The 23,298-nt window shown below is 60.6% G+C and carries 23 protein-coding genes and 1 pseudogene; 14 read left to right on the forward strand and 10 right to left on the reverse strand.

What is annotated here, in order from left to right; all coding sequences use genetic code 11:
* Positions 1–11: 11 nt before the first annotated feature.
* The 5 genes from BMZ32_RS03595 to BMZ32_RS03615 all read right to left on the reverse strand — a co-directional run bounded on the left by BMZ32_RS03595 (position 12) and on the right by BMZ32_RS03615 (position 4,667).
* The gene (locus BMZ32_RS03595; RefSeq protein ID WP_090239687.1) at positions 12–1,169 is read right to left on the reverse strand and encodes a phospholipase D-like domain-containing protein; all 1,158 of its coding nucleotides are present in this window, start codon (positions 1,167–1,169) and stop codon (positions 12–14) included.
* A gap of 109 nt (positions 1,170–1,278) precedes the next feature.
* Complete coding sequence (locus BMZ32_RS03600) at positions 1,279–1,617, reverse strand: amidase (RefSeq protein ID WP_090239690.1); 339 nt, start codon at positions 1,615–1,617, stop codon at positions 1,279–1,281.
* Positions 1,614–2,735, reverse strand: a complete 1,122-nt coding sequence (locus BMZ32_RS03605; protein ID WP_090239692.1) for a serine hydrolase domain-containing protein — start codon at positions 2,733–2,735, stop codon at positions 1,614–1,616. Before BMZ32_RS03605 ends, BMZ32_RS03600 begins: the two co-directional genes overlap by 4 nt.
* Positions 2,736–2,846: 111 nt before the next feature.
* Positions 2,847–3,632: an oxygen-binding di-iron domain-containing protein gene (locus BMZ32_RS03610; protein WP_090239695.1), complete on the reverse strand. Its 786-nt coding sequence runs from the start codon at positions 3,630–3,632 to the stop codon at positions 2,847–2,849.
* Positions 3,633–3,779: 147 nt separating this feature from the next.
* Entirely contained in the window at positions 3,780–4,667 is an 888-nt protein-coding gene (locus tag BMZ32_RS03615; RefSeq protein WP_090239697.1) for an acyl-CoA dehydrogenase middle domain-containing protein, read from the reverse strand.
* A gap of 150 nt (positions 4,668–4,817) precedes the next feature.
* On the opposite strand from BMZ32_RS03615, the gene olsB reads away from it, so the two are divergent.
* Both olsB and BMZ32_RS03625 read left to right on the forward strand, forming a co-directional pair.
* Positions 4,818–5,576, forward strand: a complete 759-nt coding sequence (gene olsB, locus BMZ32_RS03620; RefSeq protein WP_090241533.1) for an L-ornithine N(alpha)-acyltransferase — start codon at positions 4,818–4,820, stop codon at positions 5,574–5,576.
* 71 nt (positions 5,577–5,647) lie between these two features.
* The gene (locus BMZ32_RS03625) at positions 5,648–6,436 is read left to right on the forward strand and encodes a lysophospholipid acyltransferase family protein (RefSeq protein WP_090239700.1); all 789 of its coding nucleotides are present in this window, start codon (positions 5,648–5,650) and stop codon (positions 6,434–6,436) included.
* Here BMZ32_RS03625 and BMZ32_RS03630 read toward each other — a convergent pair.
* Positions 6,433–7,017 (reverse strand): acyl carrier protein phosphodiesterase, encoded by a 585-nt coding sequence (locus BMZ32_RS03630; protein ID WP_090239703.1) that lies wholly within the window; start codon positions 7,015–7,017, stop codon positions 6,433–6,435. The genes BMZ32_RS03625 and BMZ32_RS03630 overlap by 4 nt on opposite strands.
* A gap of 128 nt (positions 7,018–7,145) precedes the next feature.
* On the opposite strand from BMZ32_RS03630, the gene BMZ32_RS03635 reads away from it, so the two are divergent.
* From BMZ32_RS03635 to codA, 6 genes are all read left to right on the forward strand, one after another.
* The gene (locus BMZ32_RS03635; RefSeq protein WP_090239705.1) at positions 7,146–7,448 is read left to right on the forward strand and encodes an ArsR/SmtB family transcription factor; all 303 of its coding nucleotides are present in this window, start codon (positions 7,146–7,148) and stop codon (positions 7,446–7,448) included.
* Positions 7,449–7,490: 42 nt separating this feature from the next.
* Positions 7,491–8,657 carry an MFS transporter gene (locus tag BMZ32_RS03640; protein ID WP_090239707.1) on the forward strand — a complete coding sequence of 389 codons (1,167 nt, stop codon included), beginning with the start codon at positions 7,491–7,493 and terminating at the stop codon, positions 8,655–8,657.
* A gap of 17 nt (positions 8,658–8,674) precedes the next feature.
* Positions 8,675–9,724, forward strand: a complete 1,050-nt coding sequence (locus BMZ32_RS03645) for an alkene reductase (protein WP_090239709.1) — start codon at positions 8,675–8,677, stop codon at positions 9,722–9,724.
* A 450-nt stretch (positions 9,725–10,174) separates the two neighbouring features.
* Entirely contained in the window at positions 10,175–11,449 is a 1,275-nt protein-coding gene (gene codB, locus BMZ32_RS03650; RefSeq protein ID WP_090239711.1) for a cytosine permease, read from the forward strand.
* Complete coding sequence (locus tag BMZ32_RS03655; RefSeq protein WP_090239714.1) at positions 11,446–12,687, forward strand: PucR family transcriptional regulator; 1,242 nt, start codon at positions 11,446–11,448, stop codon at positions 12,685–12,687. The genes codB and BMZ32_RS03655 overlap by 4 nt, the downstream gene beginning before the upstream one ends.
* Positions 12,684–13,922: a cytosine deaminase gene (gene codA, locus BMZ32_RS03660; protein WP_090239717.1), complete on the forward strand. Its 1,239-nt coding sequence runs from the start codon at positions 12,684–12,686 to the stop codon at positions 13,920–13,922. The genes BMZ32_RS03655 and codA overlap by 4 nt, the downstream gene beginning before the upstream one ends.
* 3 nt (positions 13,923–13,925) lie before the next feature.
* Here the strand turns inward: codA and BMZ32_RS03665 are convergent.
* A pseudogene (locus BMZ32_RS03665) lies at positions 13,926–14,303 on the reverse strand (HlyD family secretion protein); the annotation flags it as partial.
* 84 nt (positions 14,304–14,387) lie between these two features.
* Positions 14,388–15,233 carry an ATPase gene (locus BMZ32_RS03670; protein ID WP_090239720.1) on the reverse strand — a complete coding sequence of 282 codons (846 nt, stop codon included), beginning with the start codon at positions 15,231–15,233 and terminating at the stop codon, positions 14,388–14,390.
* Between the two features lie 248 nt (positions 15,234–15,481).
* On the opposite strand from BMZ32_RS03670, the gene BMZ32_RS03675 reads away from it, so the two are divergent.
* A complete protein-coding gene (locus BMZ32_RS03675) occupies positions 15,482–15,793 on the forward strand; it encodes a hypothetical protein (RefSeq protein ID WP_090239722.1) in 312 nt (103 codons plus the stop codon).
* A gap of 1 nt (position 15,794) precedes the next feature.
* Here BMZ32_RS03675 and BMZ32_RS03680 read toward each other — a convergent pair whose 3' ends face one another.
* Positions 15,795–16,787, reverse strand: a complete 993-nt coding sequence (locus tag BMZ32_RS03680; RefSeq protein ID WP_090239724.1) for an NAD-dependent epimerase/dehydratase family protein — start codon at positions 16,785–16,787, stop codon at positions 15,795–15,797.
* A 167-nt stretch (positions 16,788–16,954) separates the two neighbouring features.
* Between BMZ32_RS03680 and BMZ32_RS03685 the strand changes: the two genes are divergently transcribed.
* Positions 16,955–18,010 (forward strand): saccharopine dehydrogenase family protein, encoded by a 1,056-nt coding sequence (locus BMZ32_RS03685; RefSeq protein ID WP_090239726.1) that lies wholly within the window; start codon positions 16,955–16,957, stop codon positions 18,008–18,010.
* A 40-nt stretch (positions 18,011–18,050) separates the two neighbouring features.
* On the opposite strand, the gene BMZ32_RS03690 is transcribed toward BMZ32_RS03685, so the two are convergent.
* A complete protein-coding gene (locus BMZ32_RS03690) occupies positions 18,051–18,947 on the reverse strand; it encodes a LysR family transcriptional regulator ArgP (protein WP_090239729.1) in 897 nt (298 codons plus the stop codon).
* A 98-nt stretch (positions 18,948–19,045) separates the two neighbouring features.
* Here BMZ32_RS03690 and BMZ32_RS03695 point away from each other — a divergent pair, with 98 nt between their 5' ends.
* From BMZ32_RS03695 to BMZ32_RS03710, 4 genes are all read left to right on the forward strand, one after another.
* Positions 19,046–19,447 carry an ACT domain-containing protein gene (locus tag BMZ32_RS03695; protein WP_090239732.1) on the forward strand — a complete coding sequence of 134 codons (402 nt, stop codon included), beginning with the start codon at positions 19,046–19,048 and terminating at the stop codon, positions 19,445–19,447.
* Positions 19,448–19,452: 5 nt separating this feature from the next.
* Positions 19,453–20,064, forward strand: coding sequence for a LysE/ArgO family amino acid transporter (locus BMZ32_RS03700; protein ID WP_090239735.1), 612 nt, complete (start codon positions 19,453–19,455; stop codon positions 20,062–20,064).
* Between the two features lie 188 nt (positions 20,065–20,252).
* Positions 20,253–20,834, forward strand: a complete 582-nt coding sequence (locus BMZ32_RS03705) for a superoxide dismutase (protein ID WP_090239738.1) — start codon at positions 20,253–20,255, stop codon at positions 20,832–20,834.
* A 356-nt stretch (positions 20,835–21,190) separates the two neighbouring features.
* Complete coding sequence (locus tag BMZ32_RS03710; RefSeq protein WP_090239740.1) at positions 21,191–23,260, forward strand: putative bifunctional diguanylate cyclase/phosphodiesterase; 2,070 nt, start codon at positions 21,191–21,193, stop codon at positions 23,258–23,260.
* The last annotated feature ends 38 nt before the right edge of the window (positions 23,261–23,298 follow it).

A 23,298-nucleotide genomic window follows, 5' to 3' on the forward strand; every position in this document is an offset into this window, starting at 1 on the left:
AACAGACGTATTTAGCGGCGTCGATTCAGCAGCTTGAACATCAGCTGATCCAAAACGCCCCAAACTTTTTGCTGCACGCGGATATACCAAGGCCTGGCCAACCAGGCCTTGCCATCAATCAACTGGCTGTCGGCAAAGTCACGCTCAAAGCATGCCGCGACACTGGCGGTAAACGAAGGGTCGAGCGCCTCAAGGTTGGCGTCCAGGTTAAACCGCAGGTTCCAATGGTCGAAATTGCAGGAACCTATGCTGACCCAGTCGTCCGCCAAGACCATCTTCAGGTGCAGAAAACGCGGCTGGTATTCGAATATCTGCACACCGGCTTTGAGCAAACTGGCGTAATAACGCTGCCCGGCAAAACGGATAGGCGGGTGATCGGTATTGTTACCGGCCAACAACAGGCGCACATCGACACCTCGCGCAGCTGCTTGGCGCAGCACCCGGCGCACCCGCCAGGTCGGTAAAAAGTAAGGCGTGGCCAGCCAGATACGCCGCTTGGAGCTGCGTAACATGCGCACCAACGAGTAAAGAATATCGCGATGCTGAACCGCATCGGCAAATGCGACACGGCCCAAGCCATCACCCACAGCAGGTATAGCCAACAAGGTTTTTACGCGCAGTGGCAAGCGCGGTCGCCAGACGATCCAGCTTTGATCCACCTGCCACTGGCGCTCAAACAGCTGCAACCAGTCGGCCACCAAAGGCCCGATGATTTCCACCATCACCTCATGCCAGCGACTCTCGGCTTCGCCAGGTTGCCAGAAAGCATCCGTGGCGCCAGTGCCGCCGACAAAAGCGAACTGCTCATCGACCACCAACACTTTGCGGTGGTCACGGTGAAAGTTACGCACGCCATGGCGCCAGCGCACCGGGTTGTACCAGCGCACTTGGATACCCGCGGCCTCCAGGCGTTGACGATCCGCCAACAGCAAGCCTTGCGCACCATAACCATCGAACAGGCAACGCACCGCAACGCCGCGCTCCGCGGCGGCACACAAGGCATCCAGCAACGCCGTTGCGCAAGCGCTACTCTCCAGCAGATACAGTTCCAACTCAACATGGCGCTGAGCCGTATTAATACGCTTGAGCATTTGCTCAAAGAAACACGGACCATCGACCAGCAGGCTCACCGCATTGCCGCGCCGCCAAGGGAATACGCTATAGGCCATGGAGCTCCAAACAACACTGAGTTTCAGGCATGACAGGCCACAGACAGAAACGAAGACGCCACCATAGCCGCCCAGCCATGCATTGCAAGCCCGCTCAATGGCGGCGGCTTCAGGGCGTGGGCAGCGCAGCTGGCGCTGGCAACAGCTGGCAACCCTCGCGCGAGCTCAGCCACTGCGCACTTTGAGTGCGACCCAGACCGCGAGCCGTAACGCGCTTATGCGCTGCATCGTCCCAAAAATCTGAAAGCGGCACGTACTGCGCCACGTAAGCCTCGCAATAATCCGCCGGATTGCTCGCCACGTAGCGGCATGAACAATATTCCTTGGCCGAGTACGCGCCGATGATGTCGGGAAAGGCATGCAGATGGCTGCGGTTTTGCCAGATCAAGGCGGCGAGCAACAATAAGATAAGCAACAACACCGTGCTGAACGGGCGACGACGGATCATGGCTGCACCTCAGTGGCCATGGCCGCGAGAACCAGTTTGAGGAAGTAATTGCGGTCAAAACTGGCATCACGATCATCGGCGTAACGCACGATCACCAGCTTTTCATCAGGCAGCACATACAAGCCTTGTCCCCAGTGGCCTGACGCGACCAGCATATTGCTCGGCGCATCCGGCCAAGGCTGGCGCGCCCCAGCTACCGCTGCGTTGAGCCACCACTGGCCGCCCGGTACAGGCTCATTAGGCTTATCGGCTTGCGGCTGATAATTAGCAAACGGCGTGCGGTTGAACTCGACCCAGGCTTTGGGCAACAGTTGCTGCTCGCCCCAACGGCCATCGCGCTGCATCAACAGTCCCACACGCGCCAAATCACGGGCACTCATATAGACGTAAGACGAGCCGACAAAGGTGCCCGCCGCATCGCGCTCCCACACCGCCGTCTTGATGCCCAGCGGGTCAAATAGCGCGGCCCAGGGGTAATCGGCATAGGCCTCGGCGCCGACCATATTCTTCAACGCCGCCGCCAACACGTTGCTGTCGCCACTGGAATAGCGAAAGCGTTGACCCGGCTCGGCGTCAGCGCTGTGTGCGGCAGTGAAGGCTGCCATATCACTTCGACCACGGGTGTAGAGCATCGCCACCACTGAGGATTTCAGCGGTGCATATTCATAGTCTTCCTGCCAGTCCAGGCCCGACGCCCAGTTGAGCAGGTGCCCTACTTTTACCTGGGGATGCGCGGCGAATGGCGGGTAGTAATCGGCCACTGGAGCATCCAGGCGGAAACGCCCTTGGCCATAGGCCACGCCCATAGTGGTGGCGAGTATGCTTTTGGCCATCGACCAGGTCAGGTGCGGCGTGGCGGCGCTGGTCGGTGCCGCGTAGCGCTCATAGACCACTTGGCCATCGCGAATCACCAGCAAGGCATCGGTGCGCACGCCCTTACGGGTTGCATCGTCGCGGGCGGGGAAAGCGTAATGTTCCAGCTCACTAAGCGCAGCACTGGGTGGCGTCAGCTGGCTGCTCCAGTCTTCACCGGGCCAATTTTCGGCCTGCGCAGTCGCGCAGCCTAGATTGAACACGCATGCCAGCAGCAGCCGCGAAGGAAAGAGGGTAATGGACATGACGCTGCCTTTGCTGAGATCAAAGGCGGCACCCTAGCATGGGCCCGATGACGACAAAAAGCGTCGAACGCGCCGCATTCACGGGCAATTCGGCGCAAAAAGTCAGTGCTCCTATTTGGGCAGGCGGTAATCCTCCGGCCCCATCAGGTCCATGCCGCACTCAAGGTTCTCGATCCAGTAGAGGAAAGCGTTGATCATTTCCGCCCCCACAAACGGACGGCCGTGCTGCGGCACAATCATCGCTACATCCATCTCGCGCACCATCGCTGCCCACAACCGGCAGACCTTGTTACTGGCCATATAACGCCGGTGAAAACCGAGCATATTCGGTACATGGTTAACGAAGTCGCTCACAGGGTGCGCGTCATCGACGAGGGATGCGCCCATATCGCCAGAGAAGAGGATTTTGCTTGTCGGGTCATACAGCTGGAAGTTACCCACCGAATGGAGGAAGTGTGCCGGCACCGCTTTGAGCGTGCATTTGCCCAGGGCAAACGATTGGCCGCGATCGGGCAGCGCGATAATCCGGTCAAAGGTGTTGATGCCACGGCTGAGCGCCAGGTAGTTAGCAGTCAGATGCGGTAGGAAGCGCGCCCACAGCTTGGAGCAAATCACCTGTGCACGGGTGTGCAGCAGCCATTTGTCCAGCGAGGCGATGATGTCCGGGTCTTGGTGCGAGGCGAAGATATAGGTCAGGTCTTGCACCGGGATGTGCTTGGACAGTTCTAGCGACAGCGGCGTGTAGGTCAGGTCGCCGCCCGGATCGAGCAGCAGGTACTGCTCATTATCGGTGATCAGAAACTGGTTGGACTGCACGCCCTCCCCGCTGACCAAGTCATCGAACATCATGCACTGATGCTCGCCGTTATCGAACAGCACTATAGGCTCGCGTCGCATGGCAGGCTCTCTCTCGAAAGCCGGCGAGCTTAATGGCGCAGCGAGCATGCCTTACTGATCTGGATCAAGCGGGCATGGCGTACCCGCGTTACCGGCTGTAGCCCGGATGCAATTCGGGCAATTTATGGCGCCTGCACGCGCGAGGACTTAAAGAGTGATGCCAAGCAGCGCCTGAGCCTTCTGCAAGCGTTTACCGCGCGCACTGCCGGCCATCGACAGCAAGCCCCGGTCGCGCCGCCACAACTGCGCCCAATGCGCATCACCGGCGGCAAAGGCGCTGTCCAGCTCGCCGCACAGGCTGTCGAACTGGGCGAACAAGCCGGCCAGCATCAGATGACTGTCAGCCTTACTCGGACATTGCCGCGCCACTTCTGCGCAGCCGGCCAGCAAACCAAGTAAGCGTAACTGCAAGGCCTGTGGCCAGGCCGAGTCCTGCCCCACGCCAAACAGCCAGGCCGTCAGCGCCGCCAGCACATGGGTGTCTTCCAGGGTGCGAAAGGGTTTCACGTAATCATCCCAGCCATCCCCCGGCAGCCGCTCACAATGCGCGCCGTGCAGATGCAGGCGGCCGTGGCTGACATCGGGCATCAGCGGTAACGCCGGCAAGGCCTCGATACGCACGCCCGGCGCGCCATTGTGCACAACGCCCAAGGCGAGCCGCAGCGGCTGCCCCACCTCCTCCTCACGCGCAGCCACCAGCAGCCAATCGGCGGCTTGCGCAGCGGTAACGAAATCCTTGCGCCCAGTGAGCGTCAGTGCGCTGAGCCGTGTGCCCATGTCCGCCGGTCGGGTGCTGCGGTTTTCAGTCACGCACAGCGCACCCAGCGTCCAGGGCGCAGCCGGCCACAATGCGCGCAACGCGCCCTGGTATCCGGCAAGAAACGCCAGCCCCGGCGTCGCCGCCAAGCGCCCGCCAGACACGGCCAACTGCAACGGGGCTGGCTGGCTAGTGCGTTCGAGCAGGCTGGCGTACCACGCCTCCAAACCCGCGACCGGCAGCCGTGTCTGCGGGCTCAACAGCTGTTGCCAGGGCATGTGTTTGCTCCTTACTGGGGATTGTTGAAGTCACTGTCACACAAGCATCACCAAAGTTTCATGGAGGTGACACCGCCGCTACCTAGCCTGAGCTTGCCCAACAAGATCGACCGGCTGCAAGGCAAAAAATCGGCTAACGGAGATGACGGCATGACCCAAATAGCAATCACCCGCGACCGCACTACCCCAGCACGTCGCTTGCAAGCCGAGCGATTACTGGGCGCAGCTGCCCTGTGCGAAGCCCAGGCGCTGCGCTACCGCGTATTTAGCGTCGAGTTTGATGCCAAGCTAAAAGGCGCCGAGTTGGGCCTGGACATGGATGACTATGACATTCACTGCCAACACATCGGCGTGCGTGACATGAACAGCGGCAAGCTGGTCGCGACCACACGCCTGCTCGACCATCAAGCAGCTGCCAGCCTGGGACGCTTTTACAGCGAAGAAGAATTTAGCCTGCACGGCCTGGTTCATCTCGAAGGCCCGGTGTTAGAAATCGGCCGCACTTGCGTCGATCCCGCCTACCGCAATGGGGCAACCATCGCCGTGCTCTGGGGCGAACTGGCCGAAATGCTGAATGAAGGCGGTTACCGTTACCTGATGGGTTGCGCCAGCATCTCCATGCAAGACGGCGGCATCCAGGCCCAGGCGATCATGCAGCGCTTACGTGAACGCTACCTGTGCACCGAACACCTGCGCGCCGAACCCAAGACCCCGCTGCCAGCACTGGAGGTGCCGAGCAACGTGATCGCCGAAATGCCGCCGCTGCTCAAGGCCTATATGCGCCTAGGGGCGAAGATCTGCGGCGAGCCGTGCTGGGATCAAGACTTCCAGGTAGCCGATGTATTTATCCTGCTCAAGCGCGACGAACTCTGCCCGCGCTATGCCCGGCACTTCAAAGCTGCCGTCTGAGCACAGTTGCACAAGCCACTGGCACGCTGTAAACCGTGCCAGCGTTTTGTCTTTGCATGCGGGAGTCGTCGATGAAGAAGCTGCGTTTATATGTGCGCCTGTTGCGCCTTTTGGCAGTGATCAGCCTCGGCACGCTGCTGGCTGCGGGCATCACTTTACTGGAGCGACTGACACGGCATGACCTGATGCCAACGCGCCAGCGTCTGACCCGCTGGTTTCTTGCGCGCCTCACGGCAGCACTGCCGTTTCGCCTAACCGTTGAAGGTGAACTGCCGCGCCAACCCATGCTGTGGGTCAGCAATCATGTGTCCTGGACTGATATTCCACTGCTGGGCATGCTCACCCCGCTGTCCTTTCTGTCCAAGGCTGAGGTGCGCAGTTGGCCCGTCGCCGGCTGGCTCGCACTCAAGGCCGGCACCCTGTTTATCCGCCGCGGCTCGGCTGATAGCGCCCTGCTCAACCAACAACTCGGCACGCACTTGCAGCAAGGGCGCAACCTGCTGATATTCCCCGAAGGCACCACCACCGATGGCCTCGGCCTGCGCACCTTTCACGGCCGCCTGCTGAGCAGCGCCATCGACTGCGGCGTAGCCGTACAACCGGTCGCCATCCGCTACCTGCGCAACGGTCAGCCGTGCAGTGTGGCGCCGTTTATTGGTGATGACGACATGCTCTCGCATCTGCTGCGCCTGCTCAGCTTTGATCTGGCCGAGGTGCATATCCAGTTGCTTAGGCCAATTGCCAGCGCTGAGTTAAATCGCAATGCGTTGGCGCGCGCGGCGCAGCAAGCGATCCGTGATGCATTGTTCGGCGCCGCAGAGGCCGAGCAACCCGCAGACATTCACGGCCAAGCGGCCTAATCCGCTAAACCACGTTCACGGGCAACAAAGGCCTGTAGCTCGGGATAGAACTGCTTAAAATCCTCCAGCAGTGGTTGATACAGCCGCTCCAGCTCAGGCATCGCGCCATCTAAACCCTGCGGACGGGACAAGCGCCGCTGAATACCGCCGACCACCTGCGCCAACACGGCAAACTCGCGGTAACTGCCCAACCAGTCCTGCGCCGCCATGCGTGGCGCAATCCACGCCAAGCGCTCAGGCAAACGCGGCTCATTAGCCAACACCTGATAAACCCGACCGGTAAAGCTTGGCAAGGGCTCGCTGGCATAGTCGGCCCAATGCAGCGCTAGGCAGTGGTCGAAGAAAACATCCAGCAAGATGCCGCTGTAGCGCCTGCGCTCGATAGGGAAGCGCGCCCGCGCCTGCAATTGCAGCGGATGGCTGTCGGTAAACACATCGATGCGTCGGTGCAAACGGATAGCGGCCTCGATATCGGCCGGCCATTGGCCCGCCAGCGGCCCTTTGACGAAATCGCCATACAGGCTGCCCAGCAGCTGAGACGGCGCGTCGCCGCCGAGGTGTAAATGCGCGAGGTAATTCATGCACACAGCTTACACATCAGCGCTGCCAATGAAGACTATCGCTATGAACGATCTGCATATCGCCGGCAGCCAATATAAGGTTCGCTCCATCGCGATATGGCGTTACAGCAGCCAACGGAACCACTCATATGCAAATCGACATCGATGAAGTGATCAAGGCCCTGGCCCACCCAGTGCGGCGCGACATCCTGCACTGGCTGAAAGACCCTCAGGCTTACTTCGCTGACCAGGACCACCCGCTGGAAATCGGCGTTTGCGCCGGCAAGATCGACCAACGCACCGGGCTGTCGCAGTCGACCGTTTCCGCGCACCTGGCAACCCTGCAGCGCGCGGGGCTGATCAGCAGTAAAAAGGTCGGCCAGTGGCACTTCTTTAAACGCAATGAAGCGGCCATCCAGGCCTTCCTCGGGCATATCAGCCAAACGCTATAAACCGAGCGTTCTCACCCACCCTTTGCTTTAGGAGCTGACTGCATGCCTGCAGCGCTTATCGTTCTCGCGTTGTCCGCGTTCGCCATTGGCACCACGGAATTCGTCATCATGGGCCTGCTGCCCGAAGTCGCCGGCGACCTTGGTGTATCGATTCCCGGCGCCGGCTGGCTGGTCACCGGTTACGCCCTCGGCGTGGCCATCGGTGCACCCTTTATGGCGCTGGTCACCTCCAGCTGGCCGCGCAAAGCCGCACTGCTAACACTGATGAGTATTTTTATCGGCGGCAACCTGTTCTGCGCGCTGGCCAGTGACTACCAGATGCTGATGCTCGCTCGGGTGATCACCGCGCTCTGCCACGGTGCGTTCTTTGGTATCGGCTCGGTGGTGGCTGCCAGCCTAGTACCGGCGAACCGCCGCGCCTCTGCCGTGGCGCTGATGTTTACCGGCCTGACGCTGGCCAATGTGCTCGGCGTACCGCTGGGTACCGCCTTGGGACAATACGCCGGCTGGCGCTCGACCTTTTGGGCGGTCACGGTGATCGGCGTGATCGCGTTAATCGGCCTGTGGCGCGTACTGCCCAACAAAACCGATGAAGTTAAGGCGGATTTTGCCAGCGAAGTGCGCGCCCTGCGCGGTGCCGGCCTGTGGCTGGCACTGAGCACTACCGCGTTGTTCTCGGCCTCGATGTTTGCCCTATTCACCTACATTGCGCCGCTACTGGGCGAGGTCACCGGCGTAACACCGAACGGCGTGACTTGGACCCTGCTGCTGATCGGCCTCGGCCTGACAGTGGGCAACGTACTCGGCGGTCGCCTGGCCGACCGCAACCTAAAAGCCACCTTGCTCGGCGTGTTCGTCACCATGGTCGTGGTCTCCACTGTTTTTAGCTGGACCAGCCAAGCGCTGATCCCGGCCGAAATCACCCTGTTCCTCTGGGCCATCGCTGCCTTTGCTGCCGTGCCGGCCTTGCAGGTCAACGTAGTGGCCTTTGGCAGCGGCGCACCGAACCTGGTATCGACCCTGAATATTGGTGCCTTCAACCTCGGCAACGCATTGGGTGCATGGGTTGGCGGCCTAGTGATAGCCGAAGGTTTCGGCCTCACAAGCGTGCCCTTGGCTGCCGCCATCCTGGCTGTGCTGGCGTTAGTCGCCACCCTACTGACTTTCAACACCCGCGCCCCTAAAACCGAACTTGCACTCACCGAATAACCTGAGAGGACCGTCCCATGACCACACTTTTCGACCCCATCAAAATCGGCGACCTTGAGCTGAACAACCGCATCATCATGGCCCCGCTGACCCGCTGCCGCGCCGACGAAGGCCGCGTACCCAACGCCTTGATGGCCGAGTACTACGTGCAACGCGCCAGCGCCGGCCTGATCATCAGCGAAGCCACTGCGGTCACGCCGATGGGCGTCGGCTACCCGGACACCCCCGGCATCTGGTCGGACGAACAAGTGCGCGGCTGGAGCAATATCACCAAGGCTGTGCATGCCGCTGGCAGTAAGATCGTCTTGCAACTGTGGCACGTCGGCCGTGTTTCCGACCCGGTTTACCTGAATGGCCAGCTGCCGGTAGCGCCAAGTGCCATCCAGCCGGCTGGCCACGTCAGCCTGATTCGCCCGATGAAGGACTACGTCACCCCGCGCGCGCTGGAAACAGAAGAAATCGCCGACATCGTCGACGCCTATCGCCTGGGTGCTGAAAACGCCAAAGCCGCAGGTTTCGATGGCGTGGAAATCCACGGTGCCAATGGTTACCTGCTCGACCAGTTCCTGCAGAGCAGCACCAACCAGCGCAGTGACCGCTACGGCGGCAGCTTAGAAAACCGCGCACGCTTGCTGCTGGAAGTCACTGATGCGGCGATTGAAGTCTGGGGCGCTGGTCGTGTAGGCATGCACCTGGCTCCGCGTGCCGACGCGCATGACATGGGTGACGCCAATCGTGCCGAAACCTTCACCTACGTCGCGCGCGAGCTGGGCAAACGTGGCATTGCCTTTATCTGCGCCCGGGAGAAAGAAGCCGACGACAGCCTGTCGCCAAGCTTGAAGGAAGCTTTCGGCGGCGTGTTTATCGCTAACGAGCGTTTTACAAAAGATCAGGCCAACGCCTGGCTGCAAAGCGGCAAAGCCGATGCCGTGGCCTTCGGTATTCCGTTTATCGCCAATCCAGACCTGCCAGCACGCCTGGCGCAAGACGCCGAACTGAACACCCCGCACCCAGAAACCTTCTACGGCTCCGGCCCAGTCGGCTACCTCGACTACCCAACGCTGTAAGCCAAGTGACTAGCCGCCTCAAGCCTGGAATCGAATAGGTTCCAGGCCTGAAAACGCCCGGTGCATTGCATCGGGCGTTTCAAATGCCCCATGCTCCGCCGTCATCTACACGAAAAACTTGCTGCGCAAAGCCCCCTATTGCGGGTCAGTACGACACTGACTGGCGCTACGACGTGGTGATCAGTGACAGCAAGACGCTTGCCAGCTTAGTTGCTCGCTTGCCTCCGCTCATGACCCGAACCAAATGCGTGCAAACCAGTCATGATCTGCCCCGTTGCAGACCACCCTGTTCACTTGTCACAAAAATTTGTCTGAAAAAATAGATAAACCCGCACTTCATTGTGCAGATTGCACAGCTATCCTTGTCCTTCTCGCCCAGGCATATGCCCCTGTATAAAGTGGCACGTTGCCTGCAATCGCCAGGTTCTTACCCACTCTGGAGAGATGGACATGAGCCAAGCCCCGCAAGACAGCGACTACCCCCTGAGTGAAGTGCCAAGTGGCGCGCGCAAAGGACTGCTATCAACCTCCGTTCTGCTGTTCGGCTTCACCTTCTTTACCGCCACTATGTTTGCCGGCGGCAAGATTGGCATGGCCTTCGACTTCAAAACCCTCATATGGGCCGCCGTGCTCGGTAACTTGCTGCTTGGGCTTTATGCGGCCGCACTGGGCCTGATCGCCTGCCGTAGCGGTCTCAACTCGGTGCTAATGGGGCGTTTCTGCTTCGGCGAGATGGGCAGCAAACTGTCAGACTTCCTCCTCGGCTTCACGCAAATTGGCTGGTATGCCTGGGGTACTGCGACCATTGCTCTGGTGCTGGTACGCCTACTCGGCCTGCCCGAGGGGCTGACTATTCCGCTAATGGTGCTGTTTGGCTTCGGCTTCTGCATCACCGCCTTTATTGGCTACCGTGGCCTTGACCTGCTGTCACGTGTGGCGGTGCCGGCGATGCTGGTTCTGCTGGTTTCATCGCTGTGGATTGCTACGCGTGATGCAGGTGGCTGGACAGCATTGCTGGCCATCGAGCCCAAGGACAGCATGACGCTGAGCATGGCCATCACCCTGGTCTTCGGCACCTTCGTCAGCGGCGCGACCCAGGCCACCAACTGGACCCGCTTCGCCAAAAGCGGCCGCGTGGCGGTGTTTTCGAGCCTGATCGGCTTCTTTATCGGCAACGGTTTGATGATCATCGCCGGTGCCTATGGGGCCATCGTTTACCAACAGCCTGATGTGGTTGAAGTGCTGGTACTGCAAGGCTTATCCATGGCCGCCGTGGTGATGCTGTTCCTTAATCTGTGGACCACTCAGGACAACACCATCTACAACTTCGCCGCTGCCGGCTGCAACATGCTGCGCACAGACCGCCGCAAAACCGTGACCATGGTCGGCGCAGGCATCGGCACCCTGCTGGCCATCGGCGGCATGTACGAAATGCTGATTCCGTTCCTGATCCTGCTTGGCTCGATCATTCCGCCCATCGGCGGGGTGATCATGGCTAACTATTTTTACTGCCATAAACAGCACTACCCGAAACTGGCCGAGGCGCAATTACCGGCCTTCAACTGGACAGGGCTTGGCGCCTACCTAATCGGTGCAGTGTGCGCGTACCTATCGCCCTGGGTGGCCCCCATCGTTGGCATTGTGGTCGGCGCGCTTGCTCATATCGTGCTGTTTGAAGTGCAACGTGCGTTGAGCGGTCAACTGCAGGCCAAAGCCAACCCATGAGCCTACGCGTGGCTGACGTACTCGCCCTCCCCGGCCTGCAAAGTCTGCAATTGCGGGCCGGCGCTGCCGGGCTGGACAACCCGGTACGCTGGCCATACGTGGCCGAGAACGAAGGTATTGCCGATTGGGTGATGGGCGGCGAGCTGATTTTCGTGACCGGCATCAACCATCCGCGTAACGAAGCCAACCTGCTGCAGCTGGTGCGTGAAGGCCACCAGCGGGTGGTCGCCGGCCTGGTCATTCTGACCGGTGAGGAGTTTATCCAGCACATCCCCCGCTCGGTGATCGACGAGGCCGAGCACCTCGGCCTCCCTCTACTGGAGCAGCCCTACCAGTTAAAAATGGTCATCGTCACCCAGGCCATCGGTACGGCCTTGGTCGAGGAGCAAGTGCTCGGCCGCTCGCGCCAGCATGTGCTGGAACAGCTATTGGAGGGCGACTATCGCTCGCTGGATGTGCTGCTGCAGCGCGCCGATAACCTGCGTCTACCCCTGGCGGTGCCGCGGCAGGTTGCCCTGTTCAAGCTCGACGGTGGCGAGCGTTTATTCAGCACCGAACCGCCAGATCAAGCTGAACGTCAGCTGCAAAGCCACCGCCAGCAACTGCAACGCCAGTTAGAACAGAGCCTGAGTGAACTCGGTGACGCCCTGGCACCAATCTGCCAAGGCGAGCACTGGATCGCCTTGCTACCCGCCCGCGACAGCCAACACGAGCAACGCAACCGACGCACCATGATGAAACTACTGGAGCAGCTCAATCAGCAACTGGCGCCGCTGCGCCTGTTTCTCGGCCTAAGCGACGGCGATCACCGCCCTGAACGCTATGCCCACGGCCTAAGTGAAGCGCGCCAAGCCTTAGTCGCGGCGCAATCGTTCCCCGAGCGCCTGGGGCTGTGCAGCTTCAACGAACTGGGCGTGCTTGAATTGCTCGGCGCAATTCGTGATCGCACCCTGCTCGACCGCTTCGTCGAAAACATACTCGGCGCCCTGATTGGCGATGATTCGCGCCACGAGCCCGTGCTAATGCCAACCCTGGAAGCCTGGTTCCATGAGAATGGCAACTTGGCCCTAGCCGCCCAACGTCTGGCGGTACACCGCAATACCCTGAGCCATCGATTACAACGTATCGAAGCCCTGACCGGCTGTTCATTCGACGATCCGCATGATCGCCTGAACATCGCCGTAGCCCTGCAAATCTGGCGACTCTCACCGCCGCGAAGTACAAGGAATAGTGGATGAACATCGTCAACGCCCGCCTACGCAAACAACCCGGCCTGTACCGCATCGAACTGGACGGTGAGCGCATTGCCGCGATCATCGAACAACCAGCCCTCGTCGCGGCGAATGCCAACGACCTGGACGCTGCCGGTAATCTGGTGACGGCGCCCTTTATCGAGCCGCACATTCACCTCGACGCTACCCTCACCGCCGGCGAGCCGGCCTGGAATATGAGCGGTACGCTGTTTGAAGGGATTGAGCTGTGGGGTGAGCGCAAGGCGTTAGTCACCCATGAAGACACCAAGCAGCGTGCGCGCAAGACCATCGACATGCTGGTCGACCATGGCATTCAGCACGTGCGCACCCACGTCGACGTGACCGACCCGACGCTCGCCGCGCTCAAGGCAATGGTCGAGGTGCGCGACGAAGTGCGTCACCTGATCGACTTGCAGATTGTTGCCTTCCCCCAAGAAGGCATCGAGTCGTTCGCCAACGGCCGCGCGTTGATGGAGCAGGCGATAGCCCTCGGCGCCGATGTGGTGGGCGGTATTCCGCACTTTGAGAACACCCGTGAGCAGGGCGTCAGCTCGATCAAATTCCTGATGGACCTGGCCGAACGCACCGGCTGCCTGGTGGATGTGCATTGCGACGAAACCGATGATCCGCACTCGCGCTTTCTCGAAGTGCTGGCCGAGGAAGCACGCGTGCGCGGCATGGGTGAGCGCGTTACCGCCAGCCACACCACGGCCATGGGCTCTTACGACAACGCTTATTGCTCGAAGCTGTTTCGCCTGCTCAAGCAATCGAAGATCAACTTTATCTCCTGCCCCACCGAGAGCATCCACCTGCAGGGTCGCTTCGACAGCTTCCCCAAGCGCCGCGGTCTGACTCGCGTGGCGGAGCTTGACCGGGCGGGGATGAACGTCTGCCTGGCGCAGGACTCCATCGTCGACCCTTGGTACCCACTGGGTAACGGCAACATTCTGCGTATTCTCGAAGCCGGCCTGCACATCTGCCACATGCTCGGTTACGACGACCTGCAGCGCTGCCTGGACTTCATCACCGACCACAGCGCGAAAACCCTGAACCTGGGCGAGCGCTATGGATTGGCGGTAGGACGCCCAGCGAATTTGCTGGTGCTGTCCGCGCCTGACGACTACGAAATGCTCCGTAGCCAAGGCCACGCGCTGGTTTCGATCCGTGCCGGCAAGGTACTGATGCAGCGCACACCGGCGCAGATCAACCGCCTCGGCTAGGCCTTAATCACGCGGGGCTGGCGGGTCAACCCTAACGCGGGCCGACATCCCCGCACTCAGGGGTACATTCTGCGGCAGGCTCTGCAGCTCGATACGCACCGGAATCCGTTGAGCCAAACGCACCCAGTTGAAGGTGGGCTCAACGTTGGCCAACAGCTGCGCATCCACCACTGAGTTACGGTCGGTGATGCTGCAGCTGATGCTTTGCACCTTGCCCTGCAGCGGCTCGTTGCTGCTCATCAAGATCACCTCGGCCGCCGCACCGACTTGAATGCCGGGTAATTTGGTTTCCTCAAAATAGGCCTGCACATAGTTGCCCTGAGCCAATTGCAAGTTGGTGACCTGGCCGTCACGCGGGGCACGAACTTCGCTGCGCTGCAGATACTGAAAGCGCGCAATTATTCGCGCGCTACAGCGGGCGCCACTGCAACAGACGACCCGCGCTCAGCCAATTCGCAAAGCGCCTCAGCGGGCGTCGATCTGCTGTTGCAGGTTCTGCACCTGGGCCTGCAGGGTGTTGATATTGCGGGTCATCTGCGCGCGGAAGGCGTCAAACTCAGCCGTGCTGTTACCGGCGGAACGGGTTTCCAGGTCACCTTTAACCACCAGCAGATCCTGCTCCAGACGAGCGATAGCCTGGTTAGGGTTACCGAGTTTCTTCAATGCCGCTACATCAGCGCTCAACCCGGCCACCTTCTCATCGAGCTTGGCTTGAGCCGCCAAGGCGCTTTTCAGGCTGGCCTGTTCTTTTGTCAGCGCTGCCTGCTCGCTACTGAGTTTGTTGAGCGTGGCTTCCAGCTTTGCGCCACCCCCTTCCTGGCCCTTAAGTTGCACAGCCAGTTGCTCAAGGCGTTTGCTTTGCTCGCTCTGCTGACTGCTCGCACCTTGCTCGCGCTTGCCCAACTCTACCAGTTGGCTTTCCAGCTGCTTAACGCGCAGCTTCAGCGCTTCGCTGCCGCTGGTCACCGAAGACTCAGTGGCCACCACTTTGCCGGAAATATCCTGAATCCGCCCCGCCGCTTCCTCGCTGATCCGCGCGAAGCTCTCCTGGGTGGCCACCAGTTGCTGCTCCATCAGGCTGATCTGCTGAAAGCTCCACCAGCCGAGCCCGCCCAAGGCAATCATCAACGCGCCAACCAGCGCCCACAGCGGGCCCGTGCTGGCCGGCTTGATCGGTGCAGCCGTGGCAGTACGGCCATAGCCACTGCCGCGTGGGGAGTCTGGGTGATCGGTCGCATACTCATCGTGATCGCGCTGTTCTGCCCGCAGGCTAGGCACGTGATCGAGTTCGTCGTGGGCATCGTTACGCATGGGTCAACCTTCAAGAAAGCGCGGGGGTCACAAATGCGGCGCAGTATAACGGTTCGCGCGCAACGCTTCAGTGTCGCGCCAAGTCGGGGCGAAACGCACTGACCAAGGGCACGGCACAGGTCATCGACACGCTGCAACCTGCGCAGTTCCGCAGACGCTGGACTGGTATGCGCTTTGCAGTCACAGACTGGCGACATCGGCGCAACATCAGGGCATGCAGTCCAGCGGCAATAACGGGGGAAAGGTTGATGGAGCTAAACAGAGAAGTATTGGACTGTATGAAGAGCCTGCGCCGTCGGCTGCGAGAAGAGCTGGCGCTGGACATTCGCCTGAGCCAGCCAGACGCGATCAACAGCATGCTCAGCGCCTGTCTCACCTCAAGCAACGAGGAAACCCGCCGACTGGGGCAGCTGCTCGCCCAGTACAGCGACCGCCCTTTCGCGCCGGCCGGCGCCGCACCGCGCATGCAGGCCGGGCACCCACTATTGGTGGAAGAGCATGCGCCTCGGCCGACCAGTGACTCGGTGCGCATGTACCGCGGCCAACGCGTCTACGCCTGAGTCAGCGCGGGTGCTGCGCCTGCCACCAGGCGCAGAATTCATCCAACGCACTCCACAGACTGACCTTGGGGTCGTACCCCAGGTACTGCTGCGCGCGGCTGATATCGAGGGAGAAGTCCTTGGCCATCACAGCCACGCCCAAGCGAAATAGCGTCGGCTCCGGACGGCCCGGCAAGAGCTTGCACAGCCCTTCGTTCAACCCTGCGGCGCTGTAGGCCAGGCCATAAGGCAGATGGCGCGTGACGGGCGGCAGTTCGAGTTTACGCAGCACATAATTGACCACATCCCACAGCGGCACTGGCGCGCCATTGCTGATGTTGTACACCTGGCCAAGTGCCGGCCCCGCTGCCAGCAGGCAACTCATTAAGGCTTCATTGAGGTTGTGCACGCTGGTGAAGTCGACCTTATTCAAACCGTTGCCGATGATCGATAAGCGGCCCTTGCGCTGCATATTGATCAAGCGCGGGAAAATACTGGTATCGCCTGCGCCGGTGACAAACCGCGGACGCAGCGCCAGCACTTCCAGGCCAAACTCCTGGGCCGCAAACACGTGCTGCTCGGCGAGAAACTTGGTCTTGCCGTAATGATCGGAAAAACGCTTGGGCAGTTGCTCTTCCTTTAAAGCGATATGTGCCTGGCCGTCGAAGTACACCGAGGGTGAAGACAGGTGCACCAGCCGCCGCACCTTCTGCTTCAGGCAGGCATCCACCACGTTTTCAGTGACGCTGACGTTGGCCTGATAAAAGTGCTCGTAGCGCCCCCACACCCCGACCGCGCCGGCACAGTGCACCACTGCATCGATGCCCCGGCACAGCTGCTGCACCAGCGCCGGATCGGCCAGGTCGCCTTGGATAAACTCCGCACCACGTGCACACAGGTGCTCAACACCCTCGGCGCGGCGACCGTTGACCCGCACATCCATACCCTGCTCAAGGGCATGGCGGGCAAAACGTCCGCCAATAAAACCGCTGGCCCCGGTTACCAGAATCTTCATTGCCGCCCCCGCTGAACATACTCGATGCGCCACTTTAGCAGCGCCCAGCAGCGTCCGCCGTGGCATTGCAGGCCAGAACAACGACTGCGCCTACCCTCTAATAGGCCAGCAACCAACGCGGTAGCAGCTAAGCTGTGCCCCACACCGTATGACAAAGGAGTTACTGAATGGCCACGCACTGGATGATCTACGGCGCGAACGGTTACACCGGCCACCTGCTGGCCAGCGAAGCCAAGCGCCAGGGCCTCACACCGATTCTGGCGGGGCGCAACCCGGCGGCGGTGCACGCCCTTGGCAGCCTGCTGGGCCTGGAATGCCGGATTTTCGATATTCACCAGCCGGACCGCGCCAAGGAGGCCCTCGCCGATATTGCGGTGGTCGCCCACTGCGCCGGGCCATTTTCTGCCACCAGTGCGCCGATGATCGATGCCTGCCTGGCCAGCGCCACCCACTATGTCGATATTACGGGCGAGATCAGCGTGTTTGAGGCGGCGCATCGGCGTGATCAGCAGGCGCGTGAACAGGCCGTGGTGGTGTGCCCAGGGGTAGGCTTCGATGTAATCCCCAGCGATTGCCTGGCCGCCTGCCTGCATCAAGCGCTGCCCGATGCCACGCACCTGGCGCTGGGCTTCGACTCGGGCAGCAGGCTGTCGCCAGGCACCGCCAAAACTTCAGTGGAAGGCCTCAAGCTGGGCGGCAAAGTGCGCCGCGCAGGCGTCATCACCGATGTGCCGCTGGGCTATAAACGCCGCGCCATCAACTTTGGCCGCGGTGAAAAACCCGCGGTGACGATTCCCTGGGGCGATGTCTCCACCGCCTACCACTCCACGGGCATCGACAATATCGAGGTGTATCTGCCGACGCCAACAGCCGCGGCGATTGTCATGCGCCTGATCGACCCACTGCGGCCCCTGCTGGGTCTGGATGCCGTGCAGAACTGGCTCAAGCGGCTGATTGAAAAACGCGTCAGTGGCCCCGACGAAGCCACCCGTGCGCGCCAGCGCACCTGGCTCTGGGGCGAGGCGCGCAATGCCGCCGGCGTGGTGAAAACCGCTCGCTTGGAAACCGCCAACGGCTATGACGTGACCGTGCACGGGGCCTTGCTGGCAGTAAGGCACCTGCTTGATTACAACGGCCCTGGCGGCTACTTCACCCCATCAAAACTCCTCGGCGCACGCTGTGTGGAGCAATTGCCGGGCTCGAAGGCCATCCGCTTCGACTAAACCAACTAACGGCTGCGCCACGGTGCTTAGCGCTAACGACTTAGCGCTTCGCAGCCACTAACCCGGCAGCGGCATGGCGCTGCAAATGCTGGGTCAATGCGCCCAACAGTTCACCGCCGCTGCGCCAGTGATGCCAGTACAGCGGCACATCCAGCGGCCGCTCAGGCAGTAACTCGCATAACCGGCCCGCCGCCAGTTCCTCCTGCACCTGCAGCTCAGGCATCAAGCCCCAGCCCAAACCAGCTTCGGCCAGCCGCACAAAGCCTTCGGACGACGGACACAGGTGGTAGGCAAATCCGCCCTCTACGCCCAGCGCCGACAGGTAGCGATGCTGCAAGAGATCATCCGGACCAAAGACAATCGCCGGCGCCTGCGCCAACTCCGCGGCCGTTACGCCCCGGGGAAAATACCGCGCAATAAACCCAGGGCTGGCCAAGGCGCGGTAACGCATGCTGCCCAGCAACAGTGCCCGTGCGCCGGCCACCGGACGTTCGCTGCCACACACACAGGCCGCGACCTCACCGGCCCGCATACGCTTGAGGCCCACATCCTGATCTTCCACCAGTAACTCCAGCAGCAAGCCCTGCTCCGTACAGAAGCCGCCCACGGCCTGCGCCCACCAGGTGGCCAGGCTATCGGCATTTAATGCGATGCGCAGCCGCTCGGGCGGCCCGCCCTCATCCAGCCCAGGCACCTGTGCCTGAATATCGCGCTCTAGCAGTCGCACCTGCTGCACATGGTTAAGCAACCGCCGGCCGATTTCCGTTGGCACCGGCGGCAGCGCGCGCACTAACACCGGCTGCCCCACCCGCGCTTCCAGCAGTTTGATGCGCTGGGACACCGCCGACTGCGACAAACCCAGCACCTGAGCGGCGCGTTCGAAGCCGGCCTGCTCCACAACAGCAGCCAGGGCGGCGAGTAATTTGTAGTCGAGCAAATCAGTTCTCCTAATGAGTAATCACCAATATTTGTTTCTCTTATACATCCGCGCGCAACAGACTCGCCACATTCCCCACCACAATCAGAGCACTCCATATGGCCGGCGAAACCTCACTAACAACCTTGTTACGCAGCATGACGCCCGTGCTGAACGAGGGTGCCTACGTTTTTTGCAGCCTGACTGATGCCACTCAACTGCAAGGTGTACAGCCGCTGGGCAGCTTTCAGGAACGCGAAGGCCTGAGCGTGATTGTGCAGCGCCAGCAGGCCGAACAGCTGCATCTTGAAATCGACTATGTAGCGGCCTGGCTGACCCTCGAAGTTCACTCAGCGCTAGCGGCAGTGGGGCTGACGGCGGCCGTGGCGGGCGCGCTGGCGGGCGCAGCGATCAGCTGCAATGTGATCGCCGGCTATTACCACGACCACCTGTTTGTCGCCCATGCCGACGGCCCGCGTGCCCTCGCCGTGCTGCAGCAACTGGCCGATGGCACGGAGTAATCAGCATGTGGCAAAGCTATAGCAACGGCCTGCTGATCGCCGCCGGACTGATCATTGCACTGGGCGCACAAAACGCCTTCGTCTTGGCGCAAAGCCTGCGCCGCGAACATCACCTGCCCGTGGCCATGCTGTGCGTGGTGTGCGATGCCCTGCTGGTGACAGCCGGCGTGTTCGGTTTGGCGGCCGTGCTGGCACAGAACCCGATTTTGCTGGGAGTCGCCCGCTGGGGCGGTGCAGCGTTTCTGCTCTGGTACGGCGCCCAAGCCCTGCTGCGCGCCGCACGCCCGCAAGCACTCAATCACGCTGGCGAGACGGGCCCACGCTCACGCCGCGCGGTACTGCTGGCGGCACTGGCCGTCACCTTGCTCAACCCGCACGTTTATCTGGATACCGTGTTGCTGATCGGCTCGCTCGGCGCACAGCAAACAGTGCCAGGGGCTTACGCACTGGGCGCGGCCAGCGCCTCATTAATGTGGTTCTTATTCCTGGCACTAGGCGCAGCTTGGCTCGCCCCCTGGTTAGCCCGCCCAAGCACCTGGCGCTTTATCGATCTGGGCGTGGCATTGATGATGTTCAGCATTGCCTGGCAGTTACTGCGCGACACCAGCATGGCCTGAAACAGCGCTGCAATAAGCCCGCGCACACTCTGCCAAGTTGGGTTCCCACACAGTTGCCGCGTGTTTAAGGCGCAGGGCCAGTGCTATGATCTTTGGCTTGCGGCGCAAAGAGATAACTCACGCCGCTGAAGTGGCCGCCCGTGATCGGCCTCGCGCACACCGCACCTGACCTGATTAGGAGATAAACCATGGCTTTCGAATTGCCGCCGCTGCCCTACGCACATGACGCCCTGCAGCCGCACATTTCCAAGGAAACCTTGGAATTCCACCACGACAAGCACCACAACACCTATGTCGTGAACCTGAACAACCTGGTACCTGGCACCGAGTTCGAAGGCAAAACCCTGGAAGAGATCGTTAAGACCTCCTCGGGTGGCATCTTCAACAACGCTGCTCAAGTGTGGAACCACACCTTCTACTGGAACTGCCTGGCACCAAACGCCGGCGGCCAACCGACTGGCGCCCTGGCTGACGCGATTAACGCAGCCTTCGGTTCCTTCGACAAGTTCAAGGAAGAGTTCAGCAAAACCTCCATCGGTACCTTCGGTTCCGGCTGGGGCTGGCTGGTGAAGAAGGCTGACGGTTCCCTGGCTCTGGCCAGCACCATCGGCGCCGGCTGCCCGCTGACCAGCGGCGACACCCCGCTGCTGACCTGCGACGTTTGGGAGCACGCCTACTACATCGACTACCGCAACGTACGTCCGAAGTATGTTGAGGCGTTCTGGAACCTGGTTAACTGGGACTTCGTCGCGAAAAACTTCGCCGCCTAAGCACCCGCGTTAGTCAATAAGAAACCCGGCCATGTGCCGGGTTTCTTGTTTACACATAATGTCTCATTCAGCCGGCGCTGCCGAATACGTAGCCAGACTAAGGCTGACATGCATGTTCTGACACCCGGATATTGCAAACTAAACAGACACACGCAATAAACTGCCCAACTACGCTCAAGCTAGGCGCCACTCGTACCGATACGCTATAAACAGCCCGCATGCTCGCCAGGATCAGTGCCCTTGCAGCGCAACAAAATGCATTCGACCCACTTTGATAATGGCCCTTTGACTGCAAGCGCGACTTTGCCAATACTCAGTGCGTCTGATGCCAACGGCTTCGAACAAGGAACCGCCACTTGAAGCTGGAACTCAAAAACAGCCTTTCACTTAAATTGCTCCGCGTGGTGCTGCTCTCAGCGCTGATCGTTGGAGTGGTCTTGAGCGCTGCTCAAATCGTTTTCGACGCCTACAAGACACGCCAGGCAGTTGAGAACGACGCACATCGAATCCTTGGCATGTTCCGTGACCCCTCCACTCAGGCGGTCTACAGCCTGGACCGGGAAATGGGCATGCAGGTCATCGAAGGCCTGTTCCAGCATGAGTCAGTGCGCATGGCCTCCATCGGCCACCCTAATGAGCCAATGCTGGCGGAGAAGTCCCGTAAGCAGGTCGACAACCCCACGCGCTGGATGACAGATCCAATCCTTGGCAAAGAGCAAAATTTCACCACTAAACTGGTCGGCCGTGGCCCTTACAGTGAGTACTACGGCGACCTCAGTATTACCCTCGACACCGCCCCCTATGGCGAGAGCTTTGTTACCAACTCGGTGATCATCTTTATCTCCGGCGTGCTGCGCGCCCTGGCCATGGGCCTGGTGCTGTATTTGGTCTACCACTGGCTGCTAACCAAGCCACTGTCGAAAATCATCGAGCACCTAACCAACATCAACCCGGATCGACCCAGCGAGCACAAGTTGCCGATGCTCAAGGGCAACGAGAAAAACGAGCTGGGGTTATGGATCAACACGGCCAATCAGCTGCTCTCCTCCATCGAGCGCAATACCAGCCTGCGTCGTGAGGCGGAAAACAGCCTGCTGCGCATGGCCCAGTACGACTTCCTCACCGGCCTGCCGAACCGCCTGCAACTGCAATTGCAATTGCAACTCGACAAAATTCTCGAAGACGCCGGCCGCTTAAACCGTCGCGTGGCGGTTCTGTGCGTTGGCCTGGATGACTTCAAAGGGATCAACGAACAATTCAGCTATCAGACCGGCGACCAACTATTGCTCGCCCTGTCCGACCGCCTGCGCAGCCATAGCGGCCGTCTCGGTGCTCTGGCACGCCTCGGCGGCGACCAGTTCGCTCTGGTTCAGGCCGATATCGAGCAGCCTTACGAAGCCGCCGAGCTGGCGCAAAGCGTGCTCGACGACCTCGACAATCCGTTTATGCTCGACCAGCAGCAAGTGCGTCTGCGCGCCACTATCGGCATCACCCTGTTCCCGGAAGATGGCGACAGCACGGAGAAGCTGCTGCAGAAAGCCGAACAAACCATGACCCTGGCCAAGAGCCGCTCACGCAACCGTTACCAGTTCTATATCGCCAGTGTCGACAGTGAAATGCGCCGCCGCCGTGAGCTGGAAAAAGACCTGCGCGACGCCCTGGCCTTAAACCAACTGCACCTCGTCTATCAGCCACAGATAGATTACCGCGATCACCGCGTGGTCGGCGTCGAGGCCCTGCTGCGTTGGCAACATCCGCAACACGGTTTGGTGCCGCCAGATTTGTTTATCCCGCTGGCCGAACAAAACGGCACCATTATCCCGATTGGCGAATGGATCCTCGATCAGACCTGCCGCCAGCTACGCGAATGGCATGACCAGGGCTTTAATGAGCTGCGCATGGCGGTCAATCTATCCACCGTCCAGCTGCACCATGCCGAGTTGCCGCGGGTGGTCAATAACCTGATGCAGGTTTATCGCCTGCCGCTGCGTAGCCTAGAGTTGGAAGTCACCGAAACCGGCCTGATGGAAGACATCAATACTGCTGCCCAGCACCTGCTTAGCCTGCGCCGCTCCGGTGCGCTGATTGCGATTGATGACTTCGGTACCGGCTACTCTTCGCTGAGCTATTTAAAAAGCTTGCCGCTGGACAAGATCAAGATCGACAAGAGCTTTGTTCAGGATCTGCTGGAAGATGAAGATGATGCGACCATCGTGCGCGCCATCATCCAATTGGGTAAGAGCCTCGGCATGCAGGTTATCGCCGAGGGCGTTGAGACCGTTGAGCAAGAGGCCTACATCATCGCCCAAGGCTGCAACGAGGGTCAGGGCTACTTGTATAGCAAACCACTGCCGGCCCGCGAGCTGACGGCTTACTTGAAGCAAGCCCGACGCCTAAACAACGCGACCAATCCCGCAACGCTCTAACCCCAGGGATACACGCAGAAGCCCGCCAATTGGCGGGC

This window comes from Pseudomonas guineae, from assembly GCF_900113745.1.
Lineage (GTDB): Bacteria > Pseudomonadota > Gammaproteobacteria > Pseudomonadales > Pseudomonadaceae > Aquipseudomonas > Aquipseudomonas guineae.